This is a genomic window from Bradyrhizobium sp. UFLA05-112 (assembly GCF_053572325.1).
On sequence record NZ_JBANBK010000046.1, the window covers coordinates 23,110 to 39,082 of the forward strand.

Annotated in this window: 17 protein-coding genes and 1 pseudogene; 13 read left to right on the forward strand and 5 right to left on the reverse strand. The window is 64.8% G+C overall.

Annotated elements, in window-relative coordinates; all coding sequences use genetic code 11:
• Nucleotides 1-27: 27 nt before the first annotated feature.
• Complete coding sequence (locus SO180_RS24835; RefSeq protein ID WP_449381468.1) at nt 28-1,221, forward strand: arabinose transporter; 1,194 nt, start codon at nt 28-30, stop codon at nt 1,219-1,221.
• Between the two features lie 51 nt (nt 1,222-1,272).
• Nucleotides 1,273-1,668: pseudogene (locus tag SO180_RS24840) on the forward strand ((R)-mandelonitrile lyase).
• Nucleotides 1,669-1,692: 24 nt separating this feature from the next.
• On the opposite strand, the gene SO180_RS24845 reads toward SO180_RS24840, so the two are convergent.
• Nucleotides 1,693-2,718 carry an aldo/keto reductase gene (locus SO180_RS24845; RefSeq protein ID WP_449381469.1) on the reverse strand — a complete coding sequence of 342 codons (1,026 nt, stop codon included), beginning with the start codon at nt 2,716-2,718 and terminating at the stop codon, nt 1,693-1,695.
• 183 nt (nt 2,719-2,901) lie between these two features.
• Here SO180_RS24845 and SO180_RS24850 point away from each other — a divergent pair, with 183 nt between their 5' ends.
• Together SO180_RS24850 and SO180_RS24855 are read left to right on the forward strand one after the other, a co-directional pair.
• Nucleotides 2,902-3,477: a CAP domain-containing protein gene (locus SO180_RS24850; protein WP_449381470.1), complete on the forward strand. Its 576-nt coding sequence runs from the start codon at nt 2,902-2,904 to the stop codon at nt 3,475-3,477.
• A 106-nt stretch (nt 3,478-3,583) separates the two neighbouring features.
• Nucleotides 3,584-4,777, forward strand: coding sequence for a M20/M25/M40 family metallo-hydrolase (locus tag SO180_RS24855; RefSeq protein ID WP_449381471.1), 1,194 nt, complete (start codon nt 3,584-3,586; stop codon nt 4,775-4,777).
• Between the two features lie 83 nt (nt 4,778-4,860).
• Here the strand turns inward: SO180_RS24855 and SO180_RS24860 are convergent, their stop codons facing one another.
• From SO180_RS24860 to ku, 4 genes are all read right to left on the reverse strand, one after another.
• Complete coding sequence (locus SO180_RS24860) at nt 4,861-5,025, reverse strand: Flp family type IVb pilin (RefSeq protein WP_027521278.1); 165 nt, start codon at nt 5,023-5,025, stop codon at nt 4,861-4,863.
• Nucleotides 5,026-5,285: 260 nt separating this feature from the next.
• The gene (locus SO180_RS24865) at nt 5,286-5,447 is read right to left on the reverse strand and encodes a hypothetical protein (RefSeq protein WP_449381472.1); all 162 of its coding nucleotides are present in this window, start codon (nt 5,445-5,447) and stop codon (nt 5,286-5,288) included.
• Nucleotides 5,448-5,643: 196 nt separating this feature from the next.
• Complete coding sequence (locus SO180_RS24870) at nt 5,644-5,880, reverse strand: hypothetical protein (protein ID WP_449381473.1); 237 nt, start codon at nt 5,878-5,880, stop codon at nt 5,644-5,646.
• Between the two features lie 60 nt (nt 5,881-5,940).
• A complete protein-coding gene (gene ku / locus SO180_RS24875; RefSeq protein ID WP_449381474.1) occupies nt 5,941-6,927 on the reverse strand; it encodes a non-homologous end joining protein Ku in 987 nt (328 codons plus the stop codon).
• A gap of 225 nt (nt 6,928-7,152) precedes the next feature.
• Here ku and SO180_RS24880 point away from each other — a divergent pair, with 225 nt between their 5' ends.
• The 9 genes from SO180_RS24880 (at nt 7,153) to SO180_RS24920 (ending at nt 15,820) form a co-directional block, all read left to right on the forward strand.
• Nucleotides 7,153-7,305 (forward strand): hypothetical protein, encoded by a 153-nt coding sequence (locus tag SO180_RS24880; RefSeq protein WP_449381475.1) that lies wholly within the window; start codon nt 7,153-7,155, stop codon nt 7,303-7,305.
• Between the two features lie 230 nt (nt 7,306-7,535).
• A complete protein-coding gene (locus tag SO180_RS24885) occupies nt 7,536-8,210 on the forward strand; it encodes a response regulator transcription factor (protein WP_449381476.1) in 675 nt (224 codons plus the stop codon).
• Nucleotides 8,211-8,290: 80 nt separating this feature from the next.
• The gene (locus tag SO180_RS24890) at nt 8,291-9,667 is read left to right on the forward strand and encodes an ATP-binding protein (RefSeq protein WP_449381477.1); all 1,377 of its coding nucleotides are present in this window, start codon (nt 8,291-8,293) and stop codon (nt 9,665-9,667) included.
• 161 nt (nt 9,668-9,828) lie between these two features.
• Complete coding sequence (locus SO180_RS24895; RefSeq protein WP_449381478.1) at nt 9,829-11,223, forward strand: hypothetical protein; 1,395 nt, start codon at nt 9,829-9,831, stop codon at nt 11,221-11,223.
• Between the two features lie 101 nt (nt 11,224-11,324).
• The gene (locus SO180_RS24900) at nt 11,325-11,594 is read left to right on the forward strand and encodes a hypothetical protein (protein ID WP_449381479.1); all 270 of its coding nucleotides are present in this window, start codon (nt 11,325-11,327) and stop codon (nt 11,592-11,594) included.
• A gap of 133 nt (nt 11,595-11,727) precedes the next feature.
• Entirely contained in the window at nt 11,728-12,834 is a 1,107-nt protein-coding gene (gene ccmI / locus SO180_RS24905; RefSeq protein WP_449381480.1) for a c-type cytochrome biogenesis protein CcmI, read from the forward strand.
• Between the two features lie 31 nt (nt 12,835-12,865).
• Nucleotides 12,866-13,357: a cytochrome c maturation protein CcmE gene (gene ccmE / locus SO180_RS24910; RefSeq protein WP_449381481.1), complete on the forward strand. Its 492-nt coding sequence runs from the start codon at nt 12,866-12,868 to the stop codon at nt 13,355-13,357.
• Nucleotides 13,354-15,336, forward strand: a complete 1,983-nt coding sequence (locus SO180_RS24915; RefSeq protein ID WP_449381482.1) for a heme lyase CcmF/NrfE family subunit — start codon at nt 13,354-13,356, stop codon at nt 15,334-15,336. Before ccmE ends, SO180_RS24915 begins: the two co-directional genes overlap by 4 nt.
• Before the next feature lie 4 nt (nt 15,337-15,340).
• Nucleotides 15,341-15,820, forward strand: a complete 480-nt coding sequence (locus tag SO180_RS24920; RefSeq protein WP_449381483.1) for a cytochrome c-type biogenesis protein — start codon at nt 15,341-15,343, stop codon at nt 15,818-15,820.
• Nucleotides 15,821-15,973 lie beyond the last annotated feature (153 nt).

Below are 15,973 nucleotides of genomic sequence, written 5' to 3' on the forward strand. Positions count from 1 at the left end.
CTCGAAGCCGACATGTCGATATCAGCGATGCAAGAACCGGTCGCGGCCCCTCGCGTCGCAGCGACCTTGCTGCCGATCATGGGCGTGGTCTTCGTTGCCTTTCTCGTCATTGGCTTTGCGTTGCCCGTTCTTCCGCTTCATGTTCACGACGGCCTCGGGTTCGATAGCTTCGTGGTCGGCCTCGTCGCGGGCAGTCAGTTCGCCGCCTCGTTGATCTCGCGACCGTGGGCGGGCCACTACTCGGACAGCCGCGGGGCGAAGCGAGGCGTGATCGCCGGCCTGCTGGCGGCTGCGGCTTCCGGGCTGCTCTATCTGCTCTCGCTCGGTTTCAGCGGCGCTCCGCTGTCATCGGTCACCATTCTGTTTCTCGGACGCGGTCTGCTCGGCGGTGCAGAAAGCTTCATCATCACGGCCGCAGTGAGCTGGGGACTTGCGCTTGTCGATTCCCGGAGCACGGGCAAGGTGATCGCGTGGGTCGGCTCGGCGATGTTCGCGGCCTTCGCGATCGGCGCACCGGCCGGCTCCGCCCTCTATGCCGCCCACGGCTTTGTGGCCATCGCGTTGGCGACCGCCGCGGCTCCGCTCGTGACCCTGCTTCTCGTTGCGCAGCTTCCATCGATTGCTCCCGTGCAGCACGTCCGCGTCTCCTTCGCCGAAGTGATCGGTGCCGTATGGGTGCCGGGCCTGGGCTCGGCACTCGGCAGCGTCGGCTTCGGTGCCGTGACCACGTTCGTCGCCCTGCTGTTCGCAAATCGTGGGTGGTCGCACGGATGGCTCGCGTATACGGCCTACGCGGTTGCCTTCATTCTGGCGCGGGTGTTCTTCAGCCATGCGGCCGACGCGATCGGCGGTGCAAAAGTCGCGCTGGTCTGCGCGCTGATCGAAGCTGCAGGGCAGGCGCTGATCTGGCTCGCCGTTCGACCCGAAATGGCGTTGGTGGGCGCTGCGCTTACCGGCTTTGGTTTCTCGCTGGTGTACCCCGGATTCGGTGTCGAAGCGGTCCGCCGCGTGCCGGCGCAGAGCCGCGGCCTGGCGATGGGCGCCTATACTGCCTTTCTCGACCTGGCCCAGGGGCTTGCGAGCCCCGCGCTTGGATTGATAGCGATCGGAGCGAGGCTAAACGTTGTGTTCCTCGCCAGCGCGGTGACCGTCCTCTCCGCCGCGCTCGTCGCCTGGTGGCTGATGGCGCATCCGGCCAATGCGCAGGGAAGGCCGCAATGAAACCGAAGTCAACCACCAGACGTTCCAACCAATAAGGAGCTTCACATGGACATCGACATCAAGAGGGTCGGGTCTCGCCCCTCGCAGAAAGGTCCGGAAGACTGGTTCACCGGAACGGTCCGCATCGACCCGCTGTTCCAGGCGCCGGAGCCGGCACGGGTCGGCGCCGCCCAGGTCACATTCGAGCCCGGTGCACGTACAGCTTGGCATACGCATCCCCTCGGGCAGACGCTGATCGTCACGGCGGGATTCGGCTGGGTGTAGCGCGAGGGCGGCCCCGTCGAGGAAATCCGTCCGGGTGACGTCGTGTGGTTTGCGCCGGGATTGAAGCACTGGCACGGCGCTTCGCCGACAACGGCCATGACGCACATCGCCATCCAGGAAGCACTGGGCGGGAAGGCGGTCGACTGGATGGAAAAGGTCAGCGACGAACAATATCGGAAATGATCGCCGGACCGTTCGAAACGCGCCTCAGACAGGCGGGGGATTGCGGTCGGTGAAGGTCGTTCGCTGGTGCCAATAAGGATAGGGCAGCGTCACCTTGCTGGCGGCGTCCAGACGCTCGATCTGATCCCTGCTCAATGACCAGCCGACCGCGCCGAGATTTTCGCGCAATTGCGCCTCGTTGCGCGCGCCAATGATCAAGGTCGAAACTGTCGGGCGCTGGAGCAGCCAGTTCAACGCAATTTGCGACACGCTTTTCCCGGTTTCCCTGGCAACCTCGTCGATCGCGTCCACGACACGATAGACGTGCTCGTCCGGCACCGGCGGCCCGAAGTCGGCCGTCTTGGGCAAACGGCTGACCTCGGGCTTCGGCTGACCCCGGCGTATCTTTCCGGTGAGACGCCCCCAGCCGAGAGGCGACCAGACGACCGCGCCGACGCCCTGGTCCACGCCGAGCGGCATCAACTCCCATTCGTAGTCGCGCCCGATCAGCGAATAGTAGGTTTGATTGGCGACGTAGCGCGGATAACCGTATTTGTCGGCGACGGCGAGCGACTTCATCAGGTGCCAGCCCGAGAAGTTCGAAACGCCGATGTAGCGGATCTTGCCGGCGCGCACGAGCCCATCGAGTGTCGCAAGAACCTCTTCGGGCGGCGTAAAGGCGTCGAAGCCATGGAGCTGGAACAGGTCGATATAGTCGGTGCCAAGCCGGCTCAGCGAGCCGTCGATCGCTGCGAGCAGATGCTGCCGTGACGAGCCGATGTCATTCGGCCCATCGCCGAAACGGAACGTTGCCTTGGTCGAGATCAAAACCTTGTCGCGGCGACCTTTGATGGCCTCACCGAGCACGCGCTCGGATTCGCCAAGCGAATAGACGTCGGCGCTGTCGAACATCGACACGCCGGCATCAAGGCAGATATCCAGGAGGCGCCGTGCCTCGGTCGCGTCAGTAGTGCCCCACGCCGCGAGGCGACCAACCCCGCCGAAGGTGCCCGTTCCAAGACTGAGCGCCGGCACAGTGAGCCCTGACGAACCCAAGCGTCGGTATTCCATCGCCATGCTCCTCGACCGTTCTGTATCCGCAACTTTCGCCGTGCGGCCCCTTCGGCCGGATGCTAACGCAACTTTGGGCCGCGTGCCATTACGTGCCCACATGGAGGGATGCTTGGCGCGCGCCTTGAAGCGTCCACATTGCCGGTGGAGAAACGGCAGGATATCGCGCGGGCTTGGAGACCGATGGGTACCTGGGGGACGATGACACGTCGTATGGTCGGCGGAATGATGGCCAGCTTTGTGCTGCTGGCTGCGCCGGTCATGGCCGCCGAATCTCCGGCCGAACTGATCTCCGGCTTCCGTCTCAAGCACGGCGAGGTTCGCGTCGTACGCGATGCAACCCTCGACCGCATTGCGCTGGAGCAGGCGCGCGCGATGGCGGCAAAGGACGATCTCAGTCATGAGGTCCTCGGGCCGTTCACCAGGCGGGTTGCGCCTGCGCATGCGGGGCGCGCCGCCGAGAACATCGCCTATGGTTACGACAGTTTCGAGAAGACGCTCGGACAGTGGATCGACTCCTCCGGGCACCGCAGGAACCTCTTGTTGCACAACGCCTCCCGCGTCGGAATCGCGAGCGCCAGGAATGCCAGCGGCAAGCGCACCTACTGGGCCATGGTGATTGCGGGCGATTACGAGCCGAAGCCGGGCAAGGGTAAGAAGGACAGGGAGCCCGTTGTCGCCGTGAAACGCGACGCCGCGCCCTCAAGCGGATCCAAATCCAGGGATTGCCACGTCAAGCTGCTCAGCCTCTGCATTTGAGATGGAGGCCGATGTTGGAATCGCCGGGCGAATTGCGGCGAGGAGCCTTGCGGAACTGGCTGCTGCAAAGGATGCTTGCAGGCACCGTCCATCGAGGAAATCATCCATGTCCGTCGACACCCAGGCCGCCACCGACCGCCTCATGCGCTTCCTCGCCGTCGAGGGCGTGACTGGAAAGGAGGCAGCGATCGGGCGCGAGCTTACGGCGGCGCTGCAAGAAAGTGGCGTGCCGGCGGGGGCGATCCGCCTCGACGACGCCAACACACGCATTCCCGTGCCGACCGAGACCGGCAACCTCATCGTCGATCTGCCCGGCTGCGGCGCGATGCACAACCAGCCGCGCATCATGTTCATGACCCACATGGACACCGTGCCGCTGTGCGCCGGCGCAAATCCGAAGCGGTCGGGGCGCAAGATCGTCAACGCGGCGAAGACCGCACTCGGCGGCGACAACCGCTGCGGCTGCGGCGTTCTCGTCACGCTGGCGGCTGAGCTTGCGAAGCAGCAGCTCGATCATCCGCCGATCACGCTGCTGTTCTGCGTGCGGGAGGAGAGCGGGCTCTATGGCGCGCGCCACGTCAGGACGGAGGAGCTCGGCTCGCCGGCGATGGCCTTCAACTACGACGGCGGCTCCGCCTCCAACGTCACCATCGGTGCCGTCGGTGCGGATCGCTGGCAGGTCGAGATTTTCGGCCGCGCCTCGCACGCCGGCGTGGCGCCGGAGCGCGGAATCTCTTCGACGATGATCCTTGCGCTTGCGCTCGCCGAGGTGAAGGCCGGCGGCTGGTTCGGCAAGGTGGTGAAGGGCAAGCGGCAGGGCACCAGCAACGTCGGTCCCGTCACCGGCGGCGAGGGGCGCCCGGCAGGCGATGCAACCAACGTCGTCACCGACTATGTTCACGTGCGCGGCGAAAGCCGCAGTCACGATGGAAAGTTCTTCAAGGAGATCACCAAGGCCTACAAGGCCGCGTTCGAGAAGGCCGCCAAGCGCGTCACGAACGCGCAAGGCAAATCCGGTCGCATCAAATTCAAGGCCGAGACCGACTATTATCCGTTCCGCATGAAGGAGAGCCTGCCCGTCGTCAAACGCGCGATCGAAGCCGTGTCCGCGGTTGGAGGGGCGCCGGCCGTCCGCGCTGCCAATGGCGGCCTGGACGCGAACTGGATGGTCCGGCACGGCATTCCGACCGTGACCTTCGGTGCGGGGCAGAACGAGGCGCACACGATCGACGAATGGATCAATCTCGACGAATACGACCGCGCCTGTGCGCTCGCGCTACGGCTTGCGACGATGCGGTGAGGGGCGTCACGGTTCGAGCCGAAGCCGGACGCCGTCCTGGAATCAATGGAAGGCTGGAGTTCGCGTCAGGTCAGCTATCGGCTTTACTTCATCGCCGAGCTGATGGAGTTGAACTTGTTGTTGAGCAGCGCTGAGCCCGTGTTGTTCACAACCGTGACGATTGCGAGCGCAATGCCGGCGGCGATCAGACCATACTCAATGGCGGTGGCACCACTTTCATCGGCAAGGAAAGACCTAAGCAAAGCCATCGTCGACTCCTATTGATCCGTCTAATCTATGCGGACGTCGTTTTCGAAGGGGTAAATCGGTCGATTAAGTTTTTTCGTGCGCGTCAAAATAACAGGTTCGGTCGACCTCGCGTGCTGCCTGTATGATGGCACCCATTAAATTAAGGTTTCCTCACCCAATTCAGGTGGATTTGAATCGGTGCCCTACCTGTGGATGCGGCATTGCAGGGGCTGAGCATGGTAAAGAAATCGAGAAAGCGCTATGGCGTGATCGCGCGTCTCTACGTGTCCTTGCGATGGCTTTTCAGCACGACCGCGAGGCGCCCGACCAGATAGTTTATCACGCGCGGCTGCGATCGCGCGGCACTGTCGGCGACGCGCTCTTCGTCGCTCGTGTCGTTCACGATGCCGATGTAGTTTTTTCTGCCGTCCTGCTGCTGCACGGGCGTGCGACCTTGGCTCAATCAAGAGCGTGATCATGCGGCGCAGAGCGACAATCGACGGTTAATTTTCTCTTCCGTAGGAATACCCGGTGCGACCATGAGGTCAGGCGGCCGTCGCGAAAAACGACGCGCCGCTTAACGGATTATTGAGCCTGTTCGCCAACGGGTCGGCAAGGGAGCAGGGGGCTGGCAGCGCTCATCCGCGACGGCCGTCCGCGTTCAACGCCCGCAACATGGCGATACGGGCGAACATCATCCAGCCGCCACCGGTCTCAGCCGCGTTGATGAGGGTCTCGATGGCGGTCTGCCAGTGGGCTTCGTGCTGCGCGTCCTCTGGCAGTTGCACGATGTAGTCGGCCGCCTCTTGCAGCGTGAGCAGTTTGCGCCGGTTGGGCAGGGGGATCGGTTCGTCGAACGACGTCGACCAGGGCATGTCAGGCCGGGCGATACGCGGGAAGGGAAATCACGGCAGCGTCGCCCGGAGGTCGTGGCGCTATCCGGCCTTCCTGCCGCGCGCCGGCGCACGCACCGGCTTGTCGGCCTGCTTTTCGGCCTGCTTGTCAGTCTTCCTGGGCGCTTCCTTGCCGGCAGCAGTCTTGCCGCCTTTGCCGGCGATCGGCAGCAGCATTTCGCGCTGACCCTCGACCCGCTTCTTCGGCTTCTTGGCCTTGCCGTCGGCCTTGGCGGCGGGCGCGGCTCCCTTCTCGGTCGCAAGGCTCTTCTTGAGCGCGTCCATCAGGTTGATGACGTTGCCGCCCGTCTTCGGCGCGGCCTTGGCGGCGAGCGGGACACCGCTGCGCTTCTTGTTGATCAGGTCGATCAGCGCGGTCTCGTAGTGGTCCTCGAACAGCTCGGGCTCGAATGCGCCGGACTTCTTCTCGACGATGTGCTTGGCGAGGTCGAGCATGTCCTTGGTTAGCTTCACGTCCTGGATGTCGTCGAAATACTCCGTCTCGCTGCGCACCTCGTAGGGGTAGCGCAGCAGCGTGCCCATCAGGCCGCTGTCGAGCGGTTCGAGCGCGATGATGTGCTCGCGGTTGGTCAGCACCACGCGGCCGATCGCGACCTTGTTCATGCTCCGGATGGTCTCGCGGATCACCGCATAGGCATCATGGCCGACCTTGCCGTCCGGCACGAGATAATAGGGGCGGATCAGATAGCGGTTGTCGATGTCGGTCTGGGGCACGAATTCGTCGATCTCGATCGTGTGGGTCGATTCCAGCGCGATGTCATCGAGCTCGTCCTTGGTGACCTCGATATAGGTATCGGTGTCGACCTTGTAGCCCTTGACGATGTCGTCGGAGGTGACCTCGTCGCCGGTCTCGGCGTCGACCTTGAGGTACTTGATCCGGTGGCCTGTCTTTCGGTTGATCTGGTTGAAGGAGACCTTCTCGGTATCCGAAGTGGCGGGATAAAGCGCGACCGGGCAGGTCACGAGCGAGAGGCGCAAAAAACCCTTCCAATTGGCACGGGGGGCCATGGGCTACTCCAAACGCAACAGGGACAACTGACGAGGATAACACTGGGGAACCGCGAATCATAGCAAGCCGCGGGATGGAATCTTGCAACGGCGTTAATCGCCGACCCTCTGCCAAGTCCGGACCGGAACATCGTTCGCGATCAGACGTTGCCCCGCCGCACTTCACGAGAGGCCGCGAGGAGGTCGCGGCATTTGGACGCGACACCCCGGCAGTTGAGGGTTGCCATGGCTACGAGACGCGACGATCAGATCATCGAAACATCGACCGAAGCGCGCCAGGGCGAGCCCGGTCCGTCGGTCGCAGCGTTGCTCACCGTCTCGACCGGACTTGCGATCCTGATCCTCGGCGTCATCTGGTTCGTGTTCTTCCGGACCTGAGCGCCGGCTAGCTGCGATCAGCGCTTCCGACTCGCCGCGGAACGCGGCAAATTGCGCCCGCCATACGGCCGGTTTTGCCCGGCCGCATGGCGGGCGCTGTCGTGTCGGCTTCATGACGAAAAAGTAACATTTGCCAGTTCCCGGCGTTCATATTCAGTTCACGCCAGGATTGATCATCTTGGCAGTAGATTCCGCAGTCCATCCCTTTCGGACTATTCTTGGAGAGAAGCGTGCGCCTGCTTGTTGTTGAGGACGACCCCGATCTCAATCGCCAGCTCACCAAGGCGCTGACCGACGCCGGCTACGTCGTCGACCGCGCCTTCGACGGGGAGGAGGGGCACTATCTCGGCGACAACGAGCCCTATGACGCTGTGGTGCTCGATATCGGCCTGCCCAAGAAGGACGGCATCTCGGTGCTGGAGGCCTGGCGCCGCAACGGACGCGCCATGCCCGTCCTGATCCTCACCGCGCGCGACCGCTGGAGCGACAAGGTCCAGGGCTTCGATGCCGGCGCCGACGACTACGTCGCAAAGCCCTTCCATCTCGAGGAGGTGCTGGCGCGCATCCGCGCATTGCTGCGGCGATCGGCCGGTCATGCCCAGAGCGAATTGACCTGCGGACCGGTGACGCTGGATACCCGAACCAACAAGGTGACCGTCTCCGGCAACCCCGTGAAGATGACCTCGCACGAATATCGGCTGCTGCAATATCTGATGCACCATGCCGGGCGCGTGGTCTCCCGCACCGAGCTCGTCGAGCATCTCTACGATCAGGATTTCGACCGCGACTCCAACACCATCGAGGTCTTTGTCGGCCGCATCCGTAAGAAGCTGGACGTCGATATCATCCAGACCGTCCGTGGCCTCGGCTATCTCCTGACCCCACCGGCTGCGCCTGGTACTTGACCGGGCGGCGCGACCGGGGTCTTGGTCACCTATGACCGTCTCCGACCACCTGCCGTCCTGCGCCTGCCGGGATCGATCCAATGCGCGCTAGCTCGCTTGCCAACCGCCTGTTCCTGTCGGCGACGGCGTGGCTGGTGGTGATCCTGGCCATCACCGGTGTCGTGCTGTCATCGGTGTACAAGAACGCCACGGAGCGCGCCTTCGACCGCCGGCTCAATCTCTACCTGCGCACGCTGATTGCCGAGGTGGCCACGCCCGATGAGCCGCCGGACCGTCAATTCCAGTCGCTCGGCGAGCCGCTGTTCGAGCTGCCGCTGTCAGGCTGGTACTGGCAGATCACGCGCACCGACACCGAAAAGCCGGAGGTGCGCTCGTCGCGCTCGCTATGGGACAAGAAGCTGCCGAAGCTGGAGGAGCAGGGCGTCGAGCTGACTGCGGCCGGCATCCGGCTCGGCTATGTCGATGGGCCGGAAGGTCAGACCTTGCGGATGGTGGAGCGGCCGGTCGATCTCGGCGCCGACGGCAAGTTCCTGGTCAGCGTCGCGGGCGATGCCACCGAGATTTTCGACGAGACGCGCAGCTTCGACTATTACCTCGGCGGCACGTTCACGGCGCTCGGTATCGTGCTCCTGCTCACCACGGTCTTCCAGGTCCGCTTCGGCCTAGCGCCCCTCAAGCGCATCTCTGAGGCAATCGCCGACATCCGCTCCGGGCGTGCCGAGCGGCTGGAAGGTGAATTCCCCGTCGAGATCGCGCCGCTCGCGCGCGAGACCAATGCGCTGATCGAGGCCAATCGCGAGATCGTCGAGCGCGCGCGCACCCATGTCGGCAATCTCGCGCACGCGATCAAGACGCCGCTCTCGGTGATCGTCAACGAGGCCACCGCCCACGCTGCCGATCCGTTCGCGGAGAAGGTCATGGAGCAGGCCGACGTCATGCGCGACCAGCTCGCCCATCACCTGGAGCGCGCCCGCATCGCGGCCAGGGTCTCGATCGTTGGCACCGTGACGGAGGTTGCACCGGCCATCGAGGCGCTGCGTCGGACCATGGAGAAGATCCATCGCGAGCGCGGCATCGCCGTCGAGGCCAAGGCGGATCCCGTCGCGAAATTTCGCGGCGAGCGGCAGGATCTGGAGGAGATGGTCGGCAATCTCGTCGACAATGCCTGCAAATGGGCGGCCTCGCGTGTCTTCATCGAGGTGCTGGTGGACGCGTCCGGCAAGCCCGATGCCGGACCACGCCTGCGGATCATCGTCGACGATGATGGCCGTGGCCTGTCCGAGGCCGAGCGGGCGCAGGTCTCGCGCAGGGGGCAGCGGCTCGACGAGTCCAAGCCGGGATCTGGTCTCGGCCTGTCGATCGTCGTCGACCTCGCCGCGCTCTACGGCGGCAGTCTGACCCTCGGCAGCGCGCCGATCGGGGGCTTGCGGGCGGAACTGGTGCTCCCCGGCATTTAGCCTTTGTTCCCGCGCGCCTTTCTCCGTTCCGGAAAGGCAGGTTTCGACACAAAACGCCACCCTGCTGGGTAACTTCCTAAACGGCTTCTTAACGCGCCGGCTCCTATGATCGCGCCCGGACGCATCCCTCGTCCGCCACGTGACCGTGCATTACCAGGCGCATGAGCCAGACATCGATCGAGCGGCTGAGAGACTATCTCGCGCAGCTCCCGCCGCAGTCGCAGGCGCTGCTGATGCGGGAGTTCGAGCGCGCGCTGGAGCGCGGCCAGGACACGGCGGTGGCCACCCTCGTGCTCGAGCAGCTGCGTAAGATCGTGCGCAAGACCGAGGCCGATGAAGACGCCGCGCCGCGCACGGAGGATCTGTCGCGCCTGCTTTACCAGCCGCTGGAACCGTTCCTCGTCGAGGCCGGCATTCCGATCCGCCTTGGACAAATCCGCCGCTCCTCGCTGCTCCCGATCTGGCAATGGCTTGGCCGCGATGGTGCCCCTGCCAAGGTGAGTGAGATCGACGCCGCGCTTTCCCGGCTGCCTGCCGGCGACGGCGGAGAGGCTCTGGCCCTGAAGATCCAGGCGGTCGCGGCCGACGCGATCTTCGAGTTGACGGGGCCTGGCGGCGGCGACAAGTCACGCGCGCTTGCCCGCGTTGGCCCGCCCAATGTCATCGAGGACCTCTACTCGGTCGGTGCCGTGCTCGCGGTTCGGGAGGCCATCGCGAGCCTCAATGAGAAGCTGCCGCGGTTCCTGCGTGCTTTCGGCGATTCCCATATCGGCTCGGTGACGGCCGCGCTCAACGTTCCCGTCCTGCAGACGCCGCAGATGCTGCCGTTTGCGCTGTCGATGGTGATCCAGCGGCTGACGGCGCCCTGGCAGATCATCCGCCTCGCCATCAAGATGGCGGCCTCCGACGACGAGATCCGCGTCGCCGCGACGCCGTTCGGCGTGGCGGTCACAATGGCCCTGCATGACCTGTCCTGTCTCGCCGCCATGCTGCGGCTGGACATCAAGCGCGGCCGCTTTGACAACATCGCCGAGAATCTCAAGGCCCTGCATGACGGCGTGCGCGGATTGCGCACCGAGCTCGATCTGCGCAACGATTCCACGTGGGGCAAGCAGCTCACTTCGATCCGTGCCGATATCTCCAACGCCCTGCAATCGGAGATCGACAGCGTACCGGGCCGTGTCCGCCGCATCCTGCGCCAGCGCGCGGAGAAGGACATTCCGCCGGGCGCCCGCGTCGACAGCACCGAGGTCGAGGAAACAGCCGCGCTGATCGATTTTGTCGCGACCTGTCGCAACTATGCCAGCGAGCTTGCGATCAACGAGGTGACGCTGCGCACCTATTCGGACCTCCAGCAATATGTGGAACGGTCAACGGAGTCTCTGGTGCAGTCGCTGCGCGCCGCCGACCACAAGGTCCGGGCCTATCGCCAGCAGCAGATGGCCGCTGCCATCCGTTTCTGCGAAGTGCTGTTCGGCGACGACTACGCCTCGTTGATGAGCCGGGCGGCCGAAAGCGCGCTGACCGGCGAGCGCAAATCCTCGCGCGCCGGGTAAATTTAAGCGTATCGCAGCTTACCTGCAATTTGTGGTTGACGAGGCCGGTGACGGAACGTACGGTCCACGCCCAAGTCGTCGGAATCCCTGTTTGTAGGCGCATGAAACCCGTCATCAGCTTCGTGGAAATCGAGAACCGCGTGATTTCGGCGACCTATCGCAGAATGATGGTCAGGGCGAAGGTGGTGCTGGTCGAGAAGGCGAGTGGCCGGCAATTGCCGGATCCGGTCACGACGATCGCCTCTCCCGTTCCGGTCGGCGCGTTGCGGATCAGGCTGCCGGAAACGGTCGGGCCGGGAACCTATTTCCTGAAGGCGCTGAACGGGCACGGCGAGGACGCGGCGCAGAGCGCGGAATTCGAGATCGCCTAAGCCGTTGGATTGTCTCCGTTTCGGCCCCATCCTCGGTCGCGCCAAATTGACAATTGTCAATTGCCGCCCCGCTTGAGCGTGGTGTAAAGCCACGTGAGAGGCGCGGGATGACGCGCTGCCGGAAGCTTGCCCGATGACGCTATGGTTCGTGTTCGCGCTGATGACGGTCGCGGCGATTTTCGCTGTGCTCTGGCCGCTCGGCCGTGCCGGCCGCGCGCAGAGCGGAGGCAGCGAGGTCGCCGTCTACAAGGACCAGCTTGCCGAAGTCGAGCACGATCTTGCCGCAGGCCTGATTGCGGCGCCGGAGGCGGAGGCTGCGCGGATCGAGATCAGTCGCCGGTTGCTGGCCGCGGCCAGCAGCGAGCCTGCGTCGGACGGCCGGTCGAACCTGAAATGGCGCCGCGCGGCGGCCGTGCTGGCGCTGCTCGGCCTGCCGCTGGTCGCGATCCTGGTCTACGTTCCGCTTGGCTCGCCGAGGCTGCACGACTTTCCGCTGGCGCAACGCGATCGCGCCCCCGGCATGCAGCAGTCGCTCGAGACCATGGTGGCGCAGGTCGAGCAGCACCTCGAGAAGAATCCGACCGACGGTCGCGGCTGGAACGTGCTTGCGCCGGTTTTGGAGCGGCTCGGCCGTTACGATGACGCGGTGCGCGCTTATCGCAATGCGCTCTCCTATAATGGCGAAAGCGCGGAGCGAAGGTCCGATCTCGGCGAGGCGCTTTTGGCCGCCGCCGGCGGTGTCGTGACGGCCGAAGCCAAGGCGGAATTCGAGCGCGCGCACGCGCTCAATGCTGAGGAGCCGAAGGCAAACTATTTTCTCGGTCTCGCCGCTGAGCAAGATGGCCGCAAGGATGATGCGGCCGCGATCTGGCGCGGGGTGCTTGCGAAAGCGCCGCCGGACGCGCCCTGGCGTGCGCTCGTGCAATCCTCGCTGGCACGGGTCGGCGGCGGCAGCGCCGCGCCGGCGCTCTCGGACGACACGATCGCAGCGGCCAAGGACATGAGCGAAGGCGACCGCGGCGCGATGATCCGCGGCATGGTCGAGCGGCTCGCCAACCGGCTCAAGCAGAACGGCGATGACGTCGACGGCTGGCTGCGCCTGGTGCGTGCCTACGTCGTGATGGGCGAGCGCGACAAGGCGAAGGGCGCGCTCAGCGATGCCCGCGAGGCGGTAGCCAACGACGCCGATCGGCTGCGCCAGCTCAATGAAGGCCTGAAGAATCTCGGGCTCGACGGATGATGATCGCAGGAAGGGCGGAAAGAAACCAGCCATGACGCGCAAGCAGCGACGTATGACCATCATCGGCGGATCACTCGCCGTGCTCGCGCTCGCCGCAGCACTGGTGCTGAACGCGCTGCGCGACTCCATCGTGTTCTTCTCGACCCCGACGATGGTCGCCGAGAAGCACATCGCGCCGGGCAAGCGGTTTCGCCTCGGCGGCCTGGTGCAGCCGGGCTCGCTGCAGCGTGGCGACAATCTCGCGGTGACCTTCGAAGTCGCCGACGGCAGCGCAAAACTACCGGTCGCCTACAAGGGCATCCTGCCCGATCTGTTCCGCGAAGGGCAGGGCGTCGTCGCCGAAGGCGCGCTTGACCCCAGCGGCGTGTTCAAGGCCGACACAGTGCTTGCCAAGCATGACGAGACCTACATGCCCAAGGACGTTGCCGATGCACTGAAGAAGCAGGGGCACTGGAAAGATGATTACGGCGCCAGGCCGGCAGCAACGACTGCGCAAGGCAATCCGCAGGGAGCCGTACGGTGATCGCGGAATCCGGACACTACGCCCTGGTGCTCGCTCTGGGCCTTGCGCTGATCCAGTCCTTCGTGCCGCTGATCGGCGCACGGCTGCGCGACCCCGCATTGATGAACGTCGCGCGCTCCACGGCGCTTGCGCAATTACTGTTCGTCGGCGCGTCCTTCGTCGCGCTCGTCACCTTGCACGTCACCTCGGATTTCTCCGTCGCCAACGTCTACGAGAATTCCCACTCGATGAAGCCGCTGATCTACAAGATCACCGGCGTGTGGGGAAACCATGAAGGCTCGATGCTGCTGTGGGTGTCGATCCTGGCGCTGTTCGGCGGCCTCGTCGCTGCCTTCGGCAACAACCTGCCGCTGTCGCTGCGCGCCCATGTGCTCGCCGTGCAGGCGTGGGTTGCGAGCGCCTTCTATCTCTTCATCCTGATCACCTCGAATCCGTTCCTGCGCATCGCCAACCCACCGATCGAGGGGCGCGACCTCAATCCGGTGCTCCAGGACGTCGGCCTCGCGGTGCATCCGCCGATGCTCTATCTCGGCTATGTCGGCTTCTCGATCTCGTTCTCGTTTGCGATCGCGGCGCTGATCGAAGGTCGCATCGATGCCGCCTGGGCGCGGTGGGTGCGGCCGTGGACGCTCGTTGCCTGGATCTTCCTGACACTCGGCATCGCGATGGGCTCCTACTGGGCCTACTACGAGCTCGGCTGGGGCGGCTGGTGGTTCTGGGACCCCGTCGAAAACGCCTCACTGATGCCGTGGCTCGCTGGCACCGCGCTATTGCATTCGGCGCTGGTGATGGAGAAGCGCAATGCGCTGAAGGTCTGGACAATCCTGTTGTCGATCCTGACGTTCTCGCTGTCGCTGCTCGGCACCTTCCTGGTGCGCTCGGGCGTGCTCACCTCCGTACATGCCTTTGCCAGCGATCCCACGCGCGGCGTCTTCATCCTGCTGATCCTCTGCGTTTTCATCGGCGGCAGTCTGAGCCTGTATGCGGCGCGCGTGTCGTCGCTGAAGCAGGGCGGGCTGTTCGCGCCGATCTCGCGCGAGGGCGCGCTGGTGCTGAACAACCTCTTCCTCACCACGGCCTGCGCGACGGTGCTGGTCGGAACCCTCTATCCGCTCGGGCTGGAAGTCTTGACCGGCGAAAAGATCTCGGTCGGCGCGCCGTTCTTCAATCTCACCTTCGGGCCGCTGTTCGTGCCGCTGCTGATTGCCGTTCCCTTTGGCCCGATGCTGGCGTGGAAGCGCGGCGATCTGCTTGGGGCCGCGCAGCGTCTGCTGGCCGCCGGCCTCCTCGCGCTGCTGGCGCTGGCACTGGTGTGGGCCTGGGCGCATGGCGGCAGCGCGCTTGCGCCTCCGGCCATCGCGCTCGCGGTATTTGTCATCCTCGGCGCGGTGACCGATCTCGTCGAACGCGTCGGCCTGTTCCGCGCGCCGTTTGGAACGGCGGTGCGGCGTGCGCGCGGATTGCCGCGCTCGGTCTGGGGCACGGCCTTCGCGCATGCCGGCCTTGGCATCGCGCTGATCGGCATCGTCTGCGAGACCACCTGGAACAGCGAATATATCGGCACCATGAAGCCCAACGACGTCGCCAAGGTCGCCGGCTACGAGCTGAAGCTCGATGGGCTGTTCCAGCGGCAGGGCCCGAATTTCGGCGAGATGATCGCGCGGTTCGACGTCAGCCGCGATGGCGAGGTGCTCAGCGTCATGACACCGTCGAAGCGAAGCTTTACCACGCGCGGCTCCTCGACCACGGAAGCTGCGCTTCTGACCCGCGGCGCGAGCCAGCTCTACATCTCGCTCGGCGACGTTACCGCCGAGGGCGCGATCGCGGTGCGCATCTATCACAAGCCCTTCGTGCTGCTGATCTGGTGGGGGCCGGTGCTGATGGCGTTCGGCGGCGTGCTGTCGCTATCTGACCGCCGCTTGCGTGTTGGCGCGCCAAAACCGGCGCGCGCGCAGCAGCGCTTGCAGCCGGCGGAGTGATCCGATGCGCCGGACGATCGCAGCGATCCTTGCGCTTGCATTTTTGGGGCTGCCCGTAGCCTACGCCGTGCAGCCCGACGAGATCATGGCCGACCCCGCGAAGGAGGCGCGTGCGCGCGAATTGTCGCGCGAGTTGCGCTGCATGGTCTGCCAGAATCAGTCGATCGACGACTCCGAGGCGCCGCTCGCGCGCGACCTGCGCCTGTTGGTGCGCGAACGGATCGCGGCCGGCGACAGCAATTCCCAGGTGATCGATTTCCTGGTGGCACGCTATGGCGAGTTCGTCCTGCTGAAGCCGCGCTTCGAACGGCAGACCTTGCTGCTATGGCTGCTCACGCCGCTCGCGCTGGGCGCGGGCGGTATCGCGCTCTGGCTTCAGATTCGGCGCCGGCCGCAAGGCGCTGCAAATGTGGCGCCGCCGCTCACCCCTGACGAGGAAGCGAAGCTGGCGGCACTGATGTCCGACGAGGCGAAATCGAGCTGAAGGAACCTCCGTTAAGTTCCTGCAAAATCATCATTTTCGGCCTGCGCCATTCTGCCGCACCGGTATTTGCCCATCATTACAAAAGTTTAACCCCGCCGCCAGCGCGCTGTAAGGCGCCAATCACCATCTTCAGGGCCGTAAGGCGCTGTCCAA